The organism is Thauera sp. ZXT1-4, from assembly GCF_052598215.2.
The window spans coordinates 1-15,997 of sequence record NZ_JBQWSN020000020.1; the positions used below are offsets into that span (position 1 = coordinate 1).

The window sequence follows — 15,997 nt, forward strand, 5'->3', positions numbered from 1 at the left end:
ACGACTTTTCTAGGAAATTTCAGATGGCGCATGCCATTCGAGTGCGATGACCCTGGGGGCCAGCATGGGCGTGCTGACGCCGGTGATGCCGAACGGGGTGTAGGTCCCCAAAGGACCGGTGAAGGTGGTGTTGCCGTTGTTATTCACATACAGGCTGCTGTATGCGTTTCCGTAGAAGTTCAGGCTGAAACCGATCGACACCAGACCAGTTGATCCATCGTCATTGGCGGCGAGCGTGTTGGTGAAGAGGCTGGAATCGTGGATGGCTGCGGCATGTGCAGTCGTAGTGCCAAGTGCAATCAGCAGCACGATGGAAAGCTTCTTCATTGGGTTGGTCATGTTGGTGGTCCCTGCAATGAGTAAATGAATGGATGGTTTTCTGAATCCACAAAGCCCCTATCGGAGCTTTCTTTCCTCATGCAAAGCAAATTTCATGCCAAAAATACAGGTTCTTGTTTTACATGGAAATCACACCATCCATCGCATCCATGCCAGCCTTTGTGTAAAAAGTTCCGACACCAAGCCTTGCGGCCTGCATGAACGCCGGGGCCTCACCGAGCCGCCATGCGTTCGGCCACGCGCGCGATCATTGCGATGCGCGCGCAGATCTCGAGGGTATGGCTACCGATCGCGGCACAGGCGATCCGCAGTTGCGTGGGCTAGTCGCCACACCCTATGGACACCTGACCCGGATCACTCCCCAGCAATGATGCCTTCGACCACCTTCTTGCCGTCCGAGTACAGCGCCACCTGGCCGTCCTCGAGCTCGACGTTCATGCAGCCGGTGTTGCCCTTGAGCTTGCCGTCCAGCCATTCGCGGCAGTAGCGGCCCTGCTCGTCCACCCACCAGCGTGCCTTGGCACCGGTTGTGTCGGTAAGCGTACCGTCGGTACCGAACTTGAGCGTGTAGGCGGTTTCGGTGCGCAGATACACGCCGATGAAGGTGGCGCCGGTCAGCAGCTTCTCGACCTCGACCTTGTCGGTCATGAAACTCTGCGCCATGGCGCTACCGGATGCGGCGGCAAAGGCGAGGGTGGCGAGCAGGGTACGCACGAGGCTTGCGGGCTTGGTCATCGTGATCTTCCTTATCTTGCTTTGGGGCTTGCGATTGAATGCGAGTCTGTGAGGCCGGATGCGAGCGAAGGTTCAGCCGCGTGCGCCGAGCCTGCCGACCAGGCCGCGCAGCGTCTCCTGCAGGTCGGCGGGCATCACCACGAGCTTGGAACTGCCCGATTCGCCGAGCTTCTCCAGCGCGGCGATGTACTTCTCGCCGAGCAGATACATCATCGGCCCGGCCTGGTCGCCGATGCCGGCCGAGACGCGGCGGATCGACTCGGCCGAGGCCTCGGCCAGCATCACCTGCGCATTGGCGTCTCGTTTGGCGGATTCCAGCCGCGCCTCGGCCTCGAGAATCGCCGCCTGCTTGGCGCCCTCAGCCTTGGTCACCGCGGCCTTGCGCTCGCGCTCGGCCGCGGCCTGCAGTTCCATCGCCTTCTGCATCGACTGCGAGGGCTTGATGTCCTGGATCTCGACCGATTTCACCGTCAGGCCCCAATCGACCGCCTCGTCGGCGATGCTCTCGCGCAACCGCGCCTTGATCTTGTCGCGCGAGGAAAGCGCCTCGTCGAGCTCCATCTCGCCGACGATCGAGCGCAGTGTGGTCATGATCAGGTTGCGGATCGCCTCCGAGAAGTCGGTCACGCCATATACCGCCTTGACCGGGTCGGTGACCTTAACGAAGGCAATCGCGTTCGTCAGGATCACCGCGTTGTCGCGGGTAATGACCTCCTGCTCCTGCACGTCGAGGATGATGTCCTTGGTCACCAGCTTGTAAGCCACCTTGTCGAGATAGGGGATGAGGATGTTGAGGCCCGGCCCTAGCGTGGCGTGATACTTGCCAAGACGTTCGACCACCCACTCTTCGCCCTGGGCGACCAGGCGCACGCCTTTTGCGATGGTGATGACAACGAACACCAGGATGGCGATCGCGATGGCGAGACTTTCATTCATGAACCCGTTTCCTCCGGACTGTTTCGATCAGGCTTTCGCCACCTTGACGTAACTGCCTTCCACGCTCACCACCCGCACCCGCTCACCGGCCGCAATCGCGGTCTCGGACACGCAGGCCCACTCGTCGGCACCCAACACCGGACGCTGAAAGCGCACCTTGCCGCGCTCAAAGGGCGCAACCGCATTCACCAGCAGGCCGATCTCGCCGATCACTTCGCCCGCCGCCGTGCCGATCAGGGTCTTGAAGCGCGCTCGCCGCGCCACGCTGAACCACAGGACCGTCATCGCCATCGACGCGATGACCCACGCTGCGATCTGCTTCGACAAAGCCAGGTCGGGCACGGCAAGCAAGACCAAGCCGGCGAGCATCGCGCCGAGCCCGAACCAGATGATGAAGAAGGAGGGCAGGGCAAGCTCGAGCAGCACCAGCGCGAGGCCGGCAATCTCCCAGTGCCACCATTCAAGAGTCATCGCATTATCCATGGGTCAGACTTTAACGCAGCTGGAGCGACAGTTGGCTTGCAAGCATCGCACTGCGCAGTGGGAAAGCTGTGGTGAAGCAGGGCAGCGAATTGTGGACAAGTCACTGAAACCGCCCAAGCAGAATTTTCATCAACAAAGCATCCTGCCGTGGACGAGGGGGTTTTCAACCGCTTTTCGAGAGACTCAAATCGTTGATCGATATGATGAAAATACGGTTATCCACAGAAAAACGGGGTGTACTGTCTTTATGATCTTTTAAATCTTTAAATATTGTGTACACCCAGAAGCAGACCACCCGGCGCGCTGCCAGGTCGTCTGTTCGCTATCCCAACCGCTGTGCTCAGAACGGAGGATCGTCTGTCTCAACCGCTTGTTCGACAGGTTTCAGGGCCTGCAGGCGGGGCAGTTCAGCGCTAGGCATGTGGCCTTCCTGTGCTGTCGCAGCGATCTCGCCGCCCAGTGCAGCCACCACGGCAGGAAGCAGATGGGCGAGTTCGCCGGTCATAAGCGCAAACTCTGCGTTGAACAGCGCCTCGGCGTCATCCTTGTCGCCATCGCCAATCTGGTCACGCACGATGTCGAGGAAATCGAGGCGCTTGATCTCGAGCTTCTCGGTCAGCACGAAGCTGATGCGGTCGTCGAAGGTCAGCGCAAGTCGGGTGGGCAGCTTGCCGGCTTCGAGGTGGCCCTTGACCTCCTCACCCTCGAGCGGATGCCGCACGTAGCGCACTGCGGCCTTGTCTTCGGCCACCGAACGCAGCTCGCAGTCCTGGTCGATCGTGAAGCCCTCTGGCGGCTCACTGCCGGCCAGCCAGCCGGCCATTGCCGACGTCGGCGACAACTCGGTACGCAGCAGGGTCAGGGGCAGGCTGTCGAGCGTGTGGCGCAGTTGTTCGAGCACGTCCTCAGCCTTGCTCTGGCTGGCGGCATCGACGACCAACCATCCGTTGATCGGATCGATCCAGGCGAACATGCGGCGGCGGCGGGTGAAGGCGCGCGGCAGCAGTTCCTGCGTCACTTGTTCGCGCAGCTCCTTCATCTGCTTGCGGCCGAGCTTGTAGCCCTGCTGCTCGGCCAGCTCTTCGGCGCGCTCATCTGCTTCCTGCTTGACCACCGCAGAGGGCAGCAGGCGGTGCTCGAAGCCCAGGCAGATCAGGAACTGACCGCCGATGGCGTGCACCAGCACCTCGTTACCGAGTGGCGACAACCAGCCACGACTCTCCATGTCCTGGCTGCCGCAGGGGTGAAAGGGCTTCTTTGCGAGCTGCTCCTCGAGGCGCTCGGCGCTCATGTCCCACGGGACGGGAAGGCGATAGATCTGCAGATTCTTGAACCACATGTCGGGAGGTGTTTCCTGTTGATGGAGTTTCGGGTCCGGGCCAGACGCTACTGCGCCTGCCCGCGGGATTGGGCGATCATCCGGATCACGCGCACGGTATCGAGGTCGGACTGGTGGTACGCCGAGCGCACGAATTGCGCGTAACGCCCCTCCTCACCGCCTTCCGGCAACGAGGTCTGGTAGGCGAAACGCAGGAAGAAGGCGCCGGGCTCGGGTTCCTCGATGGTGATCACCAGACTGCCGCCGGGGTGTTCCTCATTGGCTTCGGATTCGAAGCGCATCCAGTGCAGCGGATCGAAGGTGACACAATCGCGGATGATGGCGCTGCCGAAGTGCAGGTCGCGCACGAGGCGGTCTTCGCTGCGCTCGATGATGTGGCAGGCCTCCAGGCCGGGCAGGAAGATGCACGCATCCTCTGCGCGGCACAACAGGCCGAACCACAGCTCTTCGCGTGTGAGCTGCATCTGCAGCGGGTTGGCGAGATCATTGACCTCGATCAGGTGTTCGAATTTCAAGGCGGTCTCCTGAGCGGGCAGGGCGGCAGTTTACCCGCGGATGCCTGCACCCGGGATAACATGCGTGCCATGCAACTCGAACGCCTCCTCCATGCCCAGGGCTTCGGCAGCCGCAAGGAATGCCGTGCCCTCATCCGTGCCGGTTACGTCAGCGTCGCCGGCGAAGCCTGTGAAGATCCGTATGCCGAATTCGATGCCGGCAGCACCGATGGCTCGCCCGGTCTCGCATTCCGCGTCGGCGAACAGGACTGGCGCTTCCGCGCCCGAGCCTATGTCGTCCTCCACAAGCCGGCCGGCTATGAGTGTTCGGCCAAGCCGACCTTCCACCCTTCGGTCTTCACCCTGCTGCCGCCGCAACTGCAGGAACGCGGCGTACAGTGCGTAGGCCGCCTAGACCAGGACACCACCGGGCTGTTGCTGCTCTCCGACGACGGGCAGTTCATCCACCACTGGAGTTCGGGCAAGAAGCGCACGCCCAAGGTCTACGAAGTCACCCTGAAGCATGCGGTGGAGCAGGCCTTTGCAGATTGCCTGCTCGGCGGCGTCGAACTGCATGACGAGCCTGCGCCGATCGCCGCCGCGGCCTGCGAGCTCACCAGCCCGAACACGCTGCGCCTGACCCTCTGTGAAGGCAAGTACCACCAGGTCAAACGCATGGTCGGCGCTGCCGGAAATCGTGTGGAGGCCCTGCACAGAAGCCGGGTGGGAGGGCTGGACCTGCCTGCCGGGCTCGCGCCAGGGCAGTGGCGATGGCTGGAGGCGGACGACCTCGCCCGCCTCGCCGACTACGCTTGAAGGCTCAAGGCGCCTAGAAGCGCATCTCCAGGTTCATGCCGACCGCCCAGGATTTGTCGCGCTCGCGGTTTTCTTCATCGTACTGCGGCCAGTAATGGCCGACGATGAGCTCGCCGATCAGCCATTCGCGATAAACCGGTTGCGTCCACTTCATCCGCACACCGTATTCGCCGACGGCTTCCTGGGCACCCGTTTCACCGGTCGCCACCAGTTCGCCCGAAAGCAGGCGGTCATCACCAAAGCGACGGAACAGACCCAGGCTGCTTCCCCAGGCGAAACCGTCGGTCTTCTCGGAGATGGTTGCCGCGTTCTGCCAGTGCAGTGAGAGCGTTGGCGTGAAGGCGTGCTCGTAATCGAGTGCGGTCGTGGAACCGAATTTGTGCGAGGTATTCCAGAAAATCGTCTCACGGAACTCGATGCGATCCTGTTCCGTTACGGCCCACTGCTCGCGGTAGCGCGCCTGGGTGTAAAACTTCAGCCCGCCGCGCACGCCTGCCCGCAAATCGATGTTCCTGCGCAACGCAAGCCCCAAACCTGCAAAGCCGGTCTGGTCTTCCCGTCTGCGCTCCTCGAGCAGCAACTGTTCGCGCGTGAATGCCTCAGCCTGGTCGGTCACGAGCTCGTCCTCGTTCTGCCGCCCGATGAATACATATGCCTTTTCGCGCAGGTTGGGCAAATCGAAGCGGGCACGGAAACGCACGTTGGTGTCCCAACCTTCGTCCTGCCGCCAGAGGTTACGCAGACCTAGGCGTCCGTTGGTGACCCGGCCGCCATCTTCGAAGGGGAGATCGCCGAACCAGTCGTTCACTGTTTCTCCCAGCCACAGCGAGAACCCTCTTACCTGGGTCCGAGTGGTTTCCAGAATGCCTTCCTCCTCAGCGGCTTGCGGACTAACGGTATTGGCATGCCGTTCCGCCAGGCTCGTGAGTGGTGCAATCAGCAGCAGTACCAGTGGTAGGGCATGTCGTCTTGCCACGGTAAACCTCCCCTTCCCGGCAACGGTTCCGTTGCAGGCTAGATGTTTGCGGACCAAGAACCCGCTTCTGCAGACGATTTTACCTGCAAGTACACGGGTGCGCCCGAGCCTTACGGCGCTCAGGGTTTGTTCTTCTATTTAGTTATTGATTTAAACAACAATAAAGTTAACAGTACCCAAAAATCTGTGGATAAGTCCCTGCGCACCTTGTTTCACCTGCTTTTCACCCCTGGAGGAAGTCAGTGGGAAAGGCTTTGGGTGACTGTGGGGGAATTGTCCATCAATTTTGGTGCATCTCGCTTTTGAGCGCTTGTCCACAAGCTTTCAAGCGCTCACTCCCAGGATTGTTCAGGATATGACTGTTGCTGCTGCGTCATCTCGCCCGGAATGGGAGATCTTCTGTCAGGTTGTGGATAACTTTGGGGATATCGGCGTGTGCTGGCGGCTGGCCCGCGATCTGGCCGCGCGCAAGCCCGGAGGGGTGAGGCTCTGGGTGGATGACTGGGCGGTCCTGCAGCAGATCTGCCCGCCCGCAGCGGACGTCGATCCGCGGGCAGGTAGCGTGGTCGAAGGGGTGGAGGTGCGCGGTTGGGAGGAATCGTTCTCGCCCCTGGCGCCCGGCAGGATCGTGGTGGAGGCCTTCGCCTGCGAACTGCCGGCGTCCCAACTCGAGGTCATGGCTGCGCAGAGCAGTCCGCCGGTGTGGGTCAATCTCGAGTACCTCTCCGCCGAGGCTTGGGTCGTCGGGTGTCACGGCATGGCTTCGCCTCATCCGCGACTGCCGCTGGTGAAATACTTCTTCTTCCCGGGGTTCGATCCTCGCGTGGGGGGGCTGCTGCGCGAGCCCTGCTTGCTACAGCGCCGCGATGCGTTCGTGAAGGATCCAGCGGGCCGACTCGCCTGGCTGCGGGAGCGTGGTGTGGATATTGACCCGCAGACCCTGCGGGTGTCGCTCTTCGCCTACGAGCAGCCGGGCCTGGGGGAACTCATCAGCTGCTGGACCACCGGAGCGCGCCGCATCAGCTTGCTGGTGCCCGTCTCACGTGTTCTGGCGGATGTCGCTGCCGGGCTGGGCTGTCCCGCTCCAGAAGCAGGCGCGCATATCCGGCGCGGTAGTCTGGATGTCCATGTACTCCCCTTCACGGATCAGGATGGCTACGATCGGCTGCTCTGGGCGAGCGATCTCAACTTCGTGCGCGGCGAGGATTCCTTCGTGCGCGCGCAGTGGGCGGCTCGTCCCTTCGTCTGGCAGATCTACCCGCAGGCCGATGCCGTGCATCACGAGAAGCTCGATGCCTTCCTTGCGCTCCATCGGCCAGGTCTGCCTGCGGCAACCGCTGACGCACATGCTGCGTTCTGGCGCGCCTGGAACGCATGCCCGGGTGAAGGTATTCGCCCCGCACGCGCCTGGCCCGCATTTTCCGAGGCCCTCCCGGTGCTCGCCGAACACGCGCGGAGCTGGTGTGTCGCGCAGGCCGCCCTCCCCGACCTCGCAGACAACTTGACAAAATTCTGCTCCCACATCCGCCAAAGCCCGCGGTAGAATCGCGGGCTAAATTTTTCAAGCACATGCGGCCGCTCGCCGCAGCGATCAATTCGGGAAACAGCATGAAAACCGCTCAGGAACTCCGCTCGGGCAACGTCATCATGGTGGGCAGCGACCCGCTCGTGGTGCAGAAGGCCGAATACAACAAATCCGGCCGCAACGCTGCGGTCGTGAAGATGAAGCTCAAGAACCTGCTCACGGGCGCTCCGTCCGAGTCGGTGTACAAGGCGGACGACAAGTTCGAGGTCGTGGTGCTGGAGCGCAAGGAAGTCACCTACTCGTACTTCGCAGATCCGATGTACGTGTTCATGGACGCCGACTACGAGCAGTACGAGGTCGAAGCCGACAACATGACCGACGCCCTCAAGTACCTCGAGGACGGTCTGCAGTGCGAAGTCGTGTTCTACAACGGCAAGGCGATCTCGGTCGAACTCCCCAACAGTGTGGTACGCGAGGTCGTCTACACCGAGCCCGCCGTCAAGGGCGACACCTCGGGCAAGGTCATGAAGCCGGCCCGCATCTCCACCGGTTTCGAGCTGCCGGTGCCGGCCTTCGTAGAGATCGGCGACAAGATCGAGATCGACACCCGCACCGACGAGTACAAGAACCGCGTCAAGTAAGCGCGCCTTACGTCGATCGCTGCAATGGGCCCGCAAGGGCCCATTTGCTTTCTGGATGTTGCAGCGTGAAATCTGCGCATTGTTTTGCTGTCGGGATTCGGTAAGCTCACCCCATTCGCCGCTTCCTGCTCCGTCTGACAATGCTCATGAAACCGCTGTCCCTGCTCGTTCCCATTCTGTCGCTGGCGATTCTTGCAGCCTGTTCGGCCGAACCGCAACAGGCGCCTGCGCCCGTCAAGGAAGCCACGCCCGAGGCCCCTGCTGCGGAAGCGGCGCGGGAGGATGCGGCGGCGGCCCGCCAGAAGGCGGCGGATGCCGCTCGTGAGGCGCTGCAGAAGGCTGGCGAGGCTGCGCGCAAAGCTGGCGAGGCGGGTGCAGCCACCGTGCAGGCGGTCGTCGAGTCAGCCGAGGGGGCGATTCGTGACAGCGGACCTGCAGGTGAGGGCGAGTCCGCCACCGGTGCTCAGACGGTACGCGATGCGAAGGAGGCTGCCGAGCAGGCGGCTCACCGCATCGCAGAGGCTACGCGCGATGCTGCGCAGCGTCTGAGGGAAGTCGGCAAGGGGGCGATCGAGAGCGTACGTCCCAGGCCCGACGGGGAGTTGGGTGAACCGGCGCCGGTAGAGGAGCGTACCTTGCCGGAGGCAGAGGCCGAAAAGGGCAGTTCGGAGGAGTGATGTCCGCCGCGATGCGGCAAGTGGGGATGGCGGCAGCGCTCGGACGCGTGCTGGTCTTTCTCGCCCTGTTTTTTCCCTTGCCTGTCTGGGCGAGCGGCGATGCAGAAGCTGCTTCGCCGCTGGTGCTTCCACCGCCAGGAGAGCTTCAGGTTTTCGTTCGCGATGGCTGTCCGCATTGCGCCGACGCGAAGACTTATCTGGACGAACTCCAGCGCATCCGCCCCGATCTTCGCATCGTGTTACGCCAGGTCGATCGCGATCCCGCTGCGCGTGACGTCCTCGTCGCGATCAGTCAGGCCGTCGGTGCCTGGCCGCCCGGGGTGCCGACCTTCGTGTATGGCACGCAGGTACTGGTCGGATTCGACGACGCGGCGCACACGGGCTCGGAACTGGAGCGGCTGATCGAGGCCTTGCCGCCGCCACCGCGCGACCGGTTCGAATCTGCGCTGTTCGGCACCCTGAGCGTCAGCGAACTAGGACTGCCACTGTTCACGCTCGCGCTCGGCCTGCTCGATGGCTTCAATCCCTGTGCGATGTGGGTGCTGCTGTTCCTGCTCTCGCTGCTGGTACGGCTGAAGGACAGGCGGCGCATGGCCCTGGTGGCCGGCACCTTCGTGCTCGCGAGCGGTGCGGTGTATTACGCCTTCATGGCGGCGTGGCTCAATGTCTTCCTGTTCGTCGGCATGACCGACGCGCTGCGCATCGGCCTCGCAGCACTCGCCATGCTGATCGGTCTGGTCAACGTGAAGGATTTCTTTGCGTTTCGCCGTGGCGTCTCGCTGTCCATTCCCGAATCGGCCAAACCTGGCATCTATGCTCGGGTACGTGCCATCCTGAAAGCTAGATCACTGTCGGCCTCGCTGGTGGCCGTCGCCGTCCTTGCCGTGGGGGTGAACTTCGTCGAGCTGTTGTGTACTGCCGGCCTGCCAGCGATCTATACCGCGGTACTCACCCAGCATGCGCTCTCGCCGCAGGCGCATTACGGTTACCTCGCTCTCTACATCTTCGCCTACATTGCCGACGATGCGCTGATGGTGGGGACGGCGGTGCTGGCGCTTGGCAGTGGAAAGCTCACCGAGCGTGGCGGGCGCGTGCTCAAGCTGCTGTCGGGGGCGGTGATGCTCGCACTGGGCACCGTAATGCTGCTGCGACCGGCGTGGCTGATGTAGAGGATCAGGCGTGAAACGCTTTTCGTGTCATCGGGAGCTTTTCCTGCGCGCATGAGTCCGAGGCGGGTCCGCGCCTAAAATGGCGGCTTACATCCTCGTGTTCGAGTCCATGTCCAAGTCCGAAACCCGCTACACCCCGGTCGATGCCCCCGCCCCGATCGTCGACGCCATCCGCATCCGCGGTGCGCGCCAGAACAACCTGCGCAACCTGTCGCTCGACCTGCCGCTGAACCGCCTCACGGTGGTGACCGGCGTGTCCGGCTCGGGCAAGTCCTCGCTGGTGTTCGACACCCTGTACGCAGAGGGTCAGCGGCGCTACGTCGAGACCTTCTCGCCCTACGCGCGCCAGTTCCTCGACCGCATGGACAAGCCGCAGGTGGATCGCATCGAGGGCGTGCCGCCGGCGATCGCGATCGACCAGACAAACCCGGTGCGCACCTCACGCTCGACGGTGGGCACGATGACCGAGCTCGCCGACCACTTCAAACTGTTGTATGCGCGCGCCGCGCACCTGCATTGCCGTTGCTGCGGCAAGCCGGTACGCCGCGATTCAGCGGTCAGCATCGCCGCCGATCTGCGCGCGCGCGCTCAGGCGGGAGGCGACCCGCGCCTGGTGGTGTGCTTTCCGGTGCCGGTGCCGTCCAACTTCAGCGAAGCGGAAGTGACCGGGCTGCTCAACGCCCAGGGCTACACCCGCATCCAGGAACGCATTGCCGGTGCCGGCGCCGAGGGACAGGACGTGCTGCAGGTGGTGCAGGATCGCTTCCGCGCGTCGAACGCCGAGGACGCGCGCCTGGCCGAGGCGCTGGAGACGGCACTGCATCGCGGCTACGGGCGCGTGTCCGTCTATGCGTCGGGCGAGGGTGTGAAGTCGGAGTCCAAGGATCGGACGCCGGGCGAGGCGGTGTGGCGCTACTCGTCTGGCCTGCACTGCGCGGACTGCGACATCCACTACTCGGACGCCACCCCCGGCCTGTTCTCCTTCAATTCGCCGATCGGCGCCTGCGAGACCTGCCGCGGCTTCGGCCGAGTGATCGGAGTCGATTTCGGGCTGGTGGTGCCGGACGAGTCGAAGACGCTTGCCGAAGGCGCGGTGAAGCCGTGGCAGACCGAGAGCTACCGCGAGTGCCAGGCCGATCTCGAGAAGATGGCAAAGAAATATGGCGTGGCGATGGACATCCCGGTGCGCGACCTGCCGCCCGAGCATCGCCAGTGGCTGTTCGAGGGCGACCCGAAGTGGAAGAACTGGGACAGCTCGTGGCCGCGCTACTGGTACGGCGTGCGCCACTTCTTCGACTGGCTGGAGACCAAGGCCTACAAGATGCACATCCGCGTGCTGCTGTCGCGCTACCGCAGCTACACGGAATGCCCGGCCTGCCACGGGGCGCGGCTGAAGCCGGATGCGCTGCTGTGGCGGCTGCCGGTGGGGGACAAAGGTGTCGCGATTCACGAACTGATGGCCCTGCCGGTCGATCGCATCCGCGAGGCCATCGCCGCGCTCGCACTGCCGGGCGTGCCCGACGAAGCCACCGAGCTGGTGCTGGGCGAGATCCGCAGCCGGCTCAACTACCTCGCCGACGTCGGCCTCGGTTACCTGACGCTGGACCGCCAGTCGCGCACCTTGTCGGGCGGCGAGGTGCAGCGCATCAACCTGACCACCGCGCTCGGCACCTCGCTGGTCAATACCCTGTTCGTGCTCGACGAGCCTTCGATCGGCCTGCACCCGCGCGACATCGGCCGCATCCTCGGCGTGATGACACGGCTGCGCGATGCCGGCAACACGCTGGTGGTGGTGGAGCACGACCCGCAGGTGATGGTCGCCGCTGACGAACTGCTCGAGATTGGCCCCGGCCCGGGAGAGCGTGGCGGCAACATCGTCGCGCGCGGCACGCCGGCCGAGATCGCCGCCAACCCGGACTCGGTGACCGGCCCCTGGCTGGCGGGCAGGAAGCGCATCGACGTCGATCGTCCGCCGCGGCCGGTCGATGACGCCACGCCGCGCATGACTCTGGTCGGCGCGCGCCAGCACAACCTGCGCGACCTGACCGTCGGCTTCCCGCTGCAGCGCCTGACCTGCCTGACCGGCGTGTCCGGTTCGGGCAAATCGACCTTGATCCAGGACGTGCTGTTCCCGGCGCTGGCCAAGCATTTCGGCGAGGCATCCGAATCAGCGGGCGATTTCGACCGCCTCGAAGGTGTGGATAAGTTGCGCGGCGTGGTCATGGTCGACCAGTCGCCGATCGGCAAGAGCTCGCGTTCCAACCCCGTCAGCTACGTGGGCGCCTGGGACCCGATCCGCAACCTGTTCGCCGCCCTGCCGGAGGCGAAGCAGCGCGGTTACTCCCCCGGTACTTTCAGCTTCAACGCCGGTCACGGCCGCTGTCCGACCTGCACCGGCTCGGGCTTCGAACATGTCGAGATGCAGTTCCTGTCCGACGTCTGGCTACGCTGTCCGGACTGTGACGGCAAGCGCTACCGGCCGGAAGTGCTTGAACTTCAATGGAATGGGCGTTCTGTCGCGGATATTCTGGAACTGACGGTGCATGAGGCGCTGGACGTGTTCCGCGAACACCCGAAGGTGCTCGCCGCCCTGGCGCCGCTGGCGGATGTCGGTCTCGACTACCTGCGCCTCGGCCAGCCCGTGCCGACGCTGTCGGGTGGCGAAGCGCAGCGTCTGAAGCTCGCCGGCCATCTCGCCGAGGCAGCACAGAGAAGGCCTGTCCGCAAAGCCAGGGCTGTGGATAACTTTGTTGGCAAATCTGTTGGCAACGCCGAAAACGCGCCCGAGCCCGGGCTGCTGTTCCTGTTCGACGAACCCACCACCGGCCTGCACTTCGAGGACGTCGCCAAGCTGCTGGGGGCCTTCGACAAGCTGCTGCAGGCCGGCCATTCGCTGATTGTCATTGAACACAACCTCGACGTCATCGCCGCATCCGACTGGATCATCGACCTCGGCCCGGAAGGGGGTGAAGGCGGCGGCGCGGTGGTGGTCGAGGGGACGCCGGAAGTCGTGCGCGGGCATGAAAGCTCGCATACCGGCAGGGCATTGCGGGACTACGCGGCGGAACTGGAGAAGACGCGCACGGCGCCGCGGGTCGCCGCCGAGCCGCGGGTGGAATATCGCCCGGTTGCTGCGCCGGCGATAGAGATCCGCCACGCCCGCGAGCACAACCTGAAGAACGTCAGTCTGCAGATTCCGCGCGACCAGTTCACCGTGATCACCGGCCTGTCCGGCTCGGGCAAGTCCACGCTGGCCTTCGACATCGTGTTCGGCGAGGGGCAGCGCCGTTACCTGGAGTCGCTCAACGCCTACGCGCGCCAGTTCGTCCAGCCTGCCAGCCGACCCGACGTCGACGGCCTGTTCGGCATCCCGCCGACGGTGGCGATCGAGCAGCGCACCAGTCGCGGCGGGCGCAAGAGCACGGTGGCGACGCTGACCGAGATCCACCCCTTCCTGCGCCTGATGTACGTGAAGCTGGGCACGCAGTTCTGCCCCGACTGCGACGTGCCGGTGACGCCGCAGAGCTTCGAGGCCATCGTCGCCCAGGTCCAGCGCGAGCTGCGTGGCGCGTCCATCGAAGTGCTGGCGCCGCTGGTGGTCAACCGCAAGGGCCTGTACACCGACCTCGCCAAGTGGGCGCGCGGCAAGGGCCACGCGCAGCTGCGCGTCGATGGCGAATACCTGCCCACCGCCAAGTGGCCGCGGCTGGACCGCTACAAGGAGCACAACATCGAGCTGCCCACCGGCATGGTGGTGGTGCAGCCGGAGAACGAGGCCACGCTGCGCGAGTTCGTGCGCCAGGCGCTGGACATCGGCAAGGGCGTGATCAAGGTGCTCGAGATCGGCAAGCTCGGCGCGGTGCCGGTCACCTTCTCCACGCTGCGCGCCTGCCCCAACTGCGGCACCGGCTTCCCCGAACCCGATCCGCGCCTGTTCTCGTACAACGCCAAGCATGGCTGGTGCCCGAAGTGCTACGGCACCGGGCTGAAGACGGCGGCGCGCATCGAGGACCCCGACGCGCTCGACCTCGGCGATGCGGAAGAGGTCATCGTCAGCGACGAGCCCTGCCCCGCCTGCGACGGCGCGCGCCTCAATCCGGTGGCGCGCGCGGTGCGCTTCCGCGACCTCGGCCTGCACCAGCTCGCGGCCCAACCCGTGGACAAGGCTGCCGGCTTCTTCGCCGATCTGGCATTGAACGAGCGTGAAACCGACATCGCGCGCGACCTCGTCAGCGAGATCCGCGGGCGGCTGGCCTTCCTGCAGCACGTCGGCCTCGGCTACCTGGCGCTGGACCGCGCCGCGCCTACGCTGTCCGGGGGAGAGGCGCAGCGCATCCGCCTGGCGGCGCAGCTCGGCTCCAACCTGCGCGGCGTGTGCTACATCCTCGACGAGCCGACGATCGGCCTGCACCCGCGCGACAACCGCCTGCTGCTCGACACCCTGGAAGCGCTGCGCGACCGCGGCAATACGCTGCTGGTCGTGGAGCACGACGAGGACACCATCCGCCGCGCCGACCATGTCATCGACCTCGGCCCCGGCGCCGGCGTGCGCGGCGGCCGGGTGGTGGCCGAAGGCCGCATCGACGACCTGCTCGCCGCGCCCGAATCCGCCACCGGCGAATGCTTCCGTCACCCGCTGCAGCATCCGCTGCGACCGCGCCGCGCGGTGGCGGACGAGCACTCCGCGATCCGCATCGAAGGTGCCAACCTGCACAACCTGCGCGATATTTCGGTGCGCATCCCGCTCGCGCGCCTCATCGTGGTGACGGGCGTGTCCGGCTCGGGCAAGTCCAGTCTGGCGCGCGACGTCATCCACGCCAACCTGCGCGCCCGCCTCGGCGACCCCGAGGCCACCCGCGCCCGCCGCCGCGGCCAGGCGCAGCCGGAGGAGGTCGACCAGGCGCTGGTCGGCTGCAAGGGTATCCACGGCTGGCAGCAGGTCGGCCGCGTGCTGGAAGTCGACCAGACTCCGATCGGCAAGACGCCGCGCTCCTGCCCGGCGACCTACGTCGGCTTCTGGGATGCGATCCGCAAGCTCTTCGCCGACACTTTCGACGCCCGCACCCGCGGCTGGAACGCCTCGCGCTTCTCCTTCAACACCGGCGCCGGGCGTTGCCCGGTGTGCGATGGGGCCGGCCAGACCACCGTCGAGATGAGCTTCCTGCCCGACGTGAAGACGCCCTGCGAGGGCTGCGGCGGCGCGCGCTTCAATCCCGAGACGCTGTCAGTGCGCTGGAAGGACAGGACGGTGGCCGAGGTGCTGGCGATGCCGGTGGACGAGGCGGTGGATTTCTTCTCCGCCCATCCGGCGATCGCGCATCCGCTGCAGTTGCTGCAGGACGTCGGCCTCGGCTATCTGACCCTGGGCCAGCCCAGCCCGACGCTGTCGGGCGGCGAGGCGCAGCGCATCAAGCTCGTCACCGAACTCGCCAAGGTGCGCCGCCGCCCGGGCGACGCCGAGGACACTGGTGGCGTGCCGCTGCCGGCCGACAAGCACAGCCTGTACGTGCTTGACGAGCCTACCGTGGGCCTGCACATGGCTGACGTGGACAAGCTGATCCGCGTGCTGCACCGCCTGACCGACGCCGGCCACACCGTGCTGGTGATCGAGCACGATCTCGACGTGATGGCCGAGGCCGATTGGCTGATCGACCTAGGCCCGGAAGGCGGTGACGGTGGCGGCCGCGTGGTGGCCGAGGGCCCGCCGGAGGTGGCGATGGCAACGCCGGAATCGCATACCGGATGCCATCTGCGCGAGTTCCTGGCCCAGCGCAAGGCCGGATGATGCAGTGCAGCGGAACCATGGCATGATGTCCTGGTCATGGTTCGTCATGGGCGCCGCTTCTTCCGTGGGAGCGGGCTTGGCC

At 64.8% G+C, this 15,997-nt stretch carries 14 protein-coding genes; 7 read left to right on the forward strand and 7 right to left on the reverse strand.

Annotated elements, in window-relative coordinates; translation table 11 throughout:
• Positions 1 to 9: 9 nt before the first annotated feature.
• The 6 genes from ACUH78_RS14015 to ACUH78_RS14040 all read right to left on the reverse strand — a co-directional run bounded on the left by ACUH78_RS14015 (position 10) and on the right by ACUH78_RS14040 (position 4,347).
• A complete protein-coding gene (locus ACUH78_RS14015; RefSeq protein WP_445333765.1) occupies positions 10 to 339 on the reverse strand; it encodes an NIDO-like domain-containing protein in 330 nt (109 codons plus the stop codon).
• A 354-nt stretch (positions 340 to 693) separates the two neighbouring features.
• On the reverse strand, positions 694 to 1,074 hold the full coding sequence (locus tag ACUH78_RS14020) for a hypothetical protein (RefSeq protein WP_418365285.1): 381 nt from the start codon (positions 1,072 to 1,074) through the stop codon (positions 694 to 696).
• Between the two features lie 72 nt (positions 1,075 to 1,146).
• Entirely contained in the window at positions 1,147 to 2,010 is an 864-nt protein-coding gene (locus tag ACUH78_RS14025) for an SPFH domain-containing protein (RefSeq protein ID WP_435751226.1), read from the reverse strand.
• Positions 2,011 to 2,037: 27 nt separating this feature from the next.
• Positions 2,038 to 2,481, reverse strand: a complete 444-nt coding sequence (locus ACUH78_RS14030) for an NfeD family protein (RefSeq protein ID WP_418365283.1) — start codon at positions 2,479 to 2,481, stop codon at positions 2,038 to 2,040.
• Between the two features lie 352 nt (positions 2,482 to 2,833).
• Positions 2,834 to 3,832 carry a recombination-associated protein RdgC gene (locus tag ACUH78_RS14035; protein ID WP_445333766.1) on the reverse strand — a complete coding sequence of 333 codons (999 nt, stop codon included), beginning with the start codon at positions 3,830 to 3,832 and terminating at the stop codon, positions 2,834 to 2,836.
• Positions 3,833 to 3,879: 47 nt separating this feature from the next.
• Positions 3,880 to 4,347 carry an SRPBCC family protein gene (locus ACUH78_RS14040; protein ID WP_418365281.1) on the reverse strand — a complete coding sequence of 156 codons (468 nt, stop codon included), beginning with the start codon at positions 4,345 to 4,347 and terminating at the stop codon, positions 3,880 to 3,882.
• A gap of 60 nt (positions 4,348 to 4,407) precedes the next feature.
• Here ACUH78_RS14040 and ACUH78_RS14045 point away from each other — a divergent pair, with 60 nt between their 5' ends.
• On the forward strand, positions 4,408 to 5,142 hold the full coding sequence (locus tag ACUH78_RS14045; protein ID WP_418365280.1) for a 16S rRNA pseudouridine(516) synthase: 735 nt from the start codon (positions 4,408 to 4,410) through the stop codon (positions 5,140 to 5,142).
• Positions 5,143 to 5,155: 13 nt separating this feature from the next.
• On the opposite strand, the gene ACUH78_RS14050 is transcribed toward ACUH78_RS14045, so the two are convergent.
• Positions 5,156 to 6,061: a hypothetical protein gene (locus ACUH78_RS14050; protein ID WP_445333791.1), complete on the reverse strand. Its 906-nt coding sequence runs from the start codon at positions 6,059 to 6,061 to the stop codon at positions 5,156 to 5,158.
• A gap of 99 nt (positions 6,062 to 6,160) precedes the next feature.
• Between ACUH78_RS14050 and ACUH78_RS14055 the strand changes: the two genes are divergently transcribed.
• The 6 genes from ACUH78_RS14055 (at position 6,161) to uvrA (ending at position 15,915) form a co-directional block, all read left to right on the forward strand.
• On the forward strand, positions 6,161 to 6,424 hold the full coding sequence (locus ACUH78_RS14055; RefSeq protein ID WP_445333767.1) for a hypothetical protein: 264 nt from the start codon (positions 6,161 to 6,163) through the stop codon (positions 6,422 to 6,424).
• Positions 6,425 to 6,473: 49 nt separating this feature from the next.
• Complete coding sequence (gene earP, locus ACUH78_RS14060) at positions 6,474 to 7,661, forward strand: elongation factor P maturation arginine rhamnosyltransferase EarP (RefSeq protein WP_445333768.1); 1,188 nt, start codon at positions 6,474 to 6,476, stop codon at positions 7,659 to 7,661.
• Positions 7,662 to 7,726: 65 nt separating this feature from the next.
• Positions 7,727 to 8,284 (forward strand): elongation factor P, encoded by a 558-nt coding sequence (gene efp, locus ACUH78_RS14065; RefSeq protein WP_418365277.1) that lies wholly within the window; start codon positions 7,727 to 7,729, stop codon positions 8,282 to 8,284.
• Between the two features lie 146 nt (positions 8,285 to 8,430).
• The gene (locus tag ACUH78_RS14070; RefSeq protein WP_435751232.1) at positions 8,431 to 8,961 is read left to right on the forward strand and encodes a prolipoprotein diacylglyceryl transferase; all 531 of its coding nucleotides are present in this window, start codon (positions 8,431 to 8,433) and stop codon (positions 8,959 to 8,961) included.
• The gene (locus ACUH78_RS14075; protein WP_445333769.1) at positions 8,961 to 10,130 is read left to right on the forward strand and encodes a glutaredoxin family protein; all 1,170 of its coding nucleotides are present in this window, start codon (positions 8,961 to 8,963) and stop codon (positions 10,128 to 10,130) included. Before ACUH78_RS14070 ends, ACUH78_RS14075 begins: the two co-directional genes overlap by 1 nt.
• Positions 10,131 to 10,239: 109 nt before the next feature.
• Complete coding sequence (gene uvrA, locus ACUH78_RS14080; RefSeq protein WP_445333792.1) at positions 10,240 to 15,915, forward strand: excinuclease ABC subunit UvrA; 5,676 nt, start codon at positions 10,240 to 10,242, stop codon at positions 15,913 to 15,915.
• The last annotated feature ends 82 nt before the right edge of the window (positions 15,916 to 15,997 follow it).

Coding starts and splice junctions, on each gene's coding strand:
- efp (WP_418365277.1), top strand. CDS start 7,727: ATGAAAACCGCTCAGGAACTCCGCTCGGGCAACGTCATCATGGTGGGC.
- ACUH78_RS14075 (WP_445333769.1), top strand. CDS start 8,961: ATGTCCGCCGCGATGCGGCAAGTGGGGATGGCGGCAGCGCTCGGACGC.
- ACUH78_RS14035 (WP_445333766.1), bottom strand. CDS start 3,832: ATGTGGTTCAAGAATCTGCAGATCTATCGCCTTCCCGTCCCGTGGGAC.
- ACUH78_RS14045 (WP_418365280.1), top strand. CDS start 4,408: ATGCGTGCCATGCAACTCGAACGCCTCCTCCATGCCCAGGGCTTCGGC.
- ACUH78_RS14015 (WP_445333765.1), bottom strand. CDS start 339: ATGACCAACCCAATGAAGAAGCTTTCCATCGTGCTGCTGATTGCACTT.
- ACUH78_RS14030 (WP_418365283.1), bottom strand. CDS start 2,481: ATGACTCTTGAATGGTGGCACTGGGAGATTGCCGGCCTCGCGCTGGTG.
- ACUH78_RS14020 (WP_418365285.1), bottom strand. CDS start 1,074: ATGACCAAGCCCGCAAGCCTCGTGCGTACCCTGCTCGCCACCCTCGCC.
- ACUH78_RS14025 (WP_435751226.1), bottom strand. CDS start 2,010: ATGAATGAAAGTCTCGCCATCGCGATCGCCATCCTGGTGTTCGTTGTC.
- ACUH78_RS14055 (WP_445333767.1), top strand. CDS start 6,161: ATGTTTGCGGACCAAGAACCCGCTTCTGCAGACGATTTTACCTGCAAG.
- earP (WP_445333768.1), top strand. CDS start 6,474: ATGACTGTTGCTGCTGCGTCATCTCGCCCGGAATGGGAGATCTTCTGT.
- ACUH78_RS14070 (WP_435751232.1), top strand. CDS start 8,431: ATGAAACCGCTGTCCCTGCTCGTTCCCATTCTGTCGCTGGCGATTCTT.
- uvrA (WP_445333792.1), top strand. CDS start 10,240: ATGTCCAAGTCCGAAACCCGCTACACCCCGGTCGATGCCCCCGCCCCG.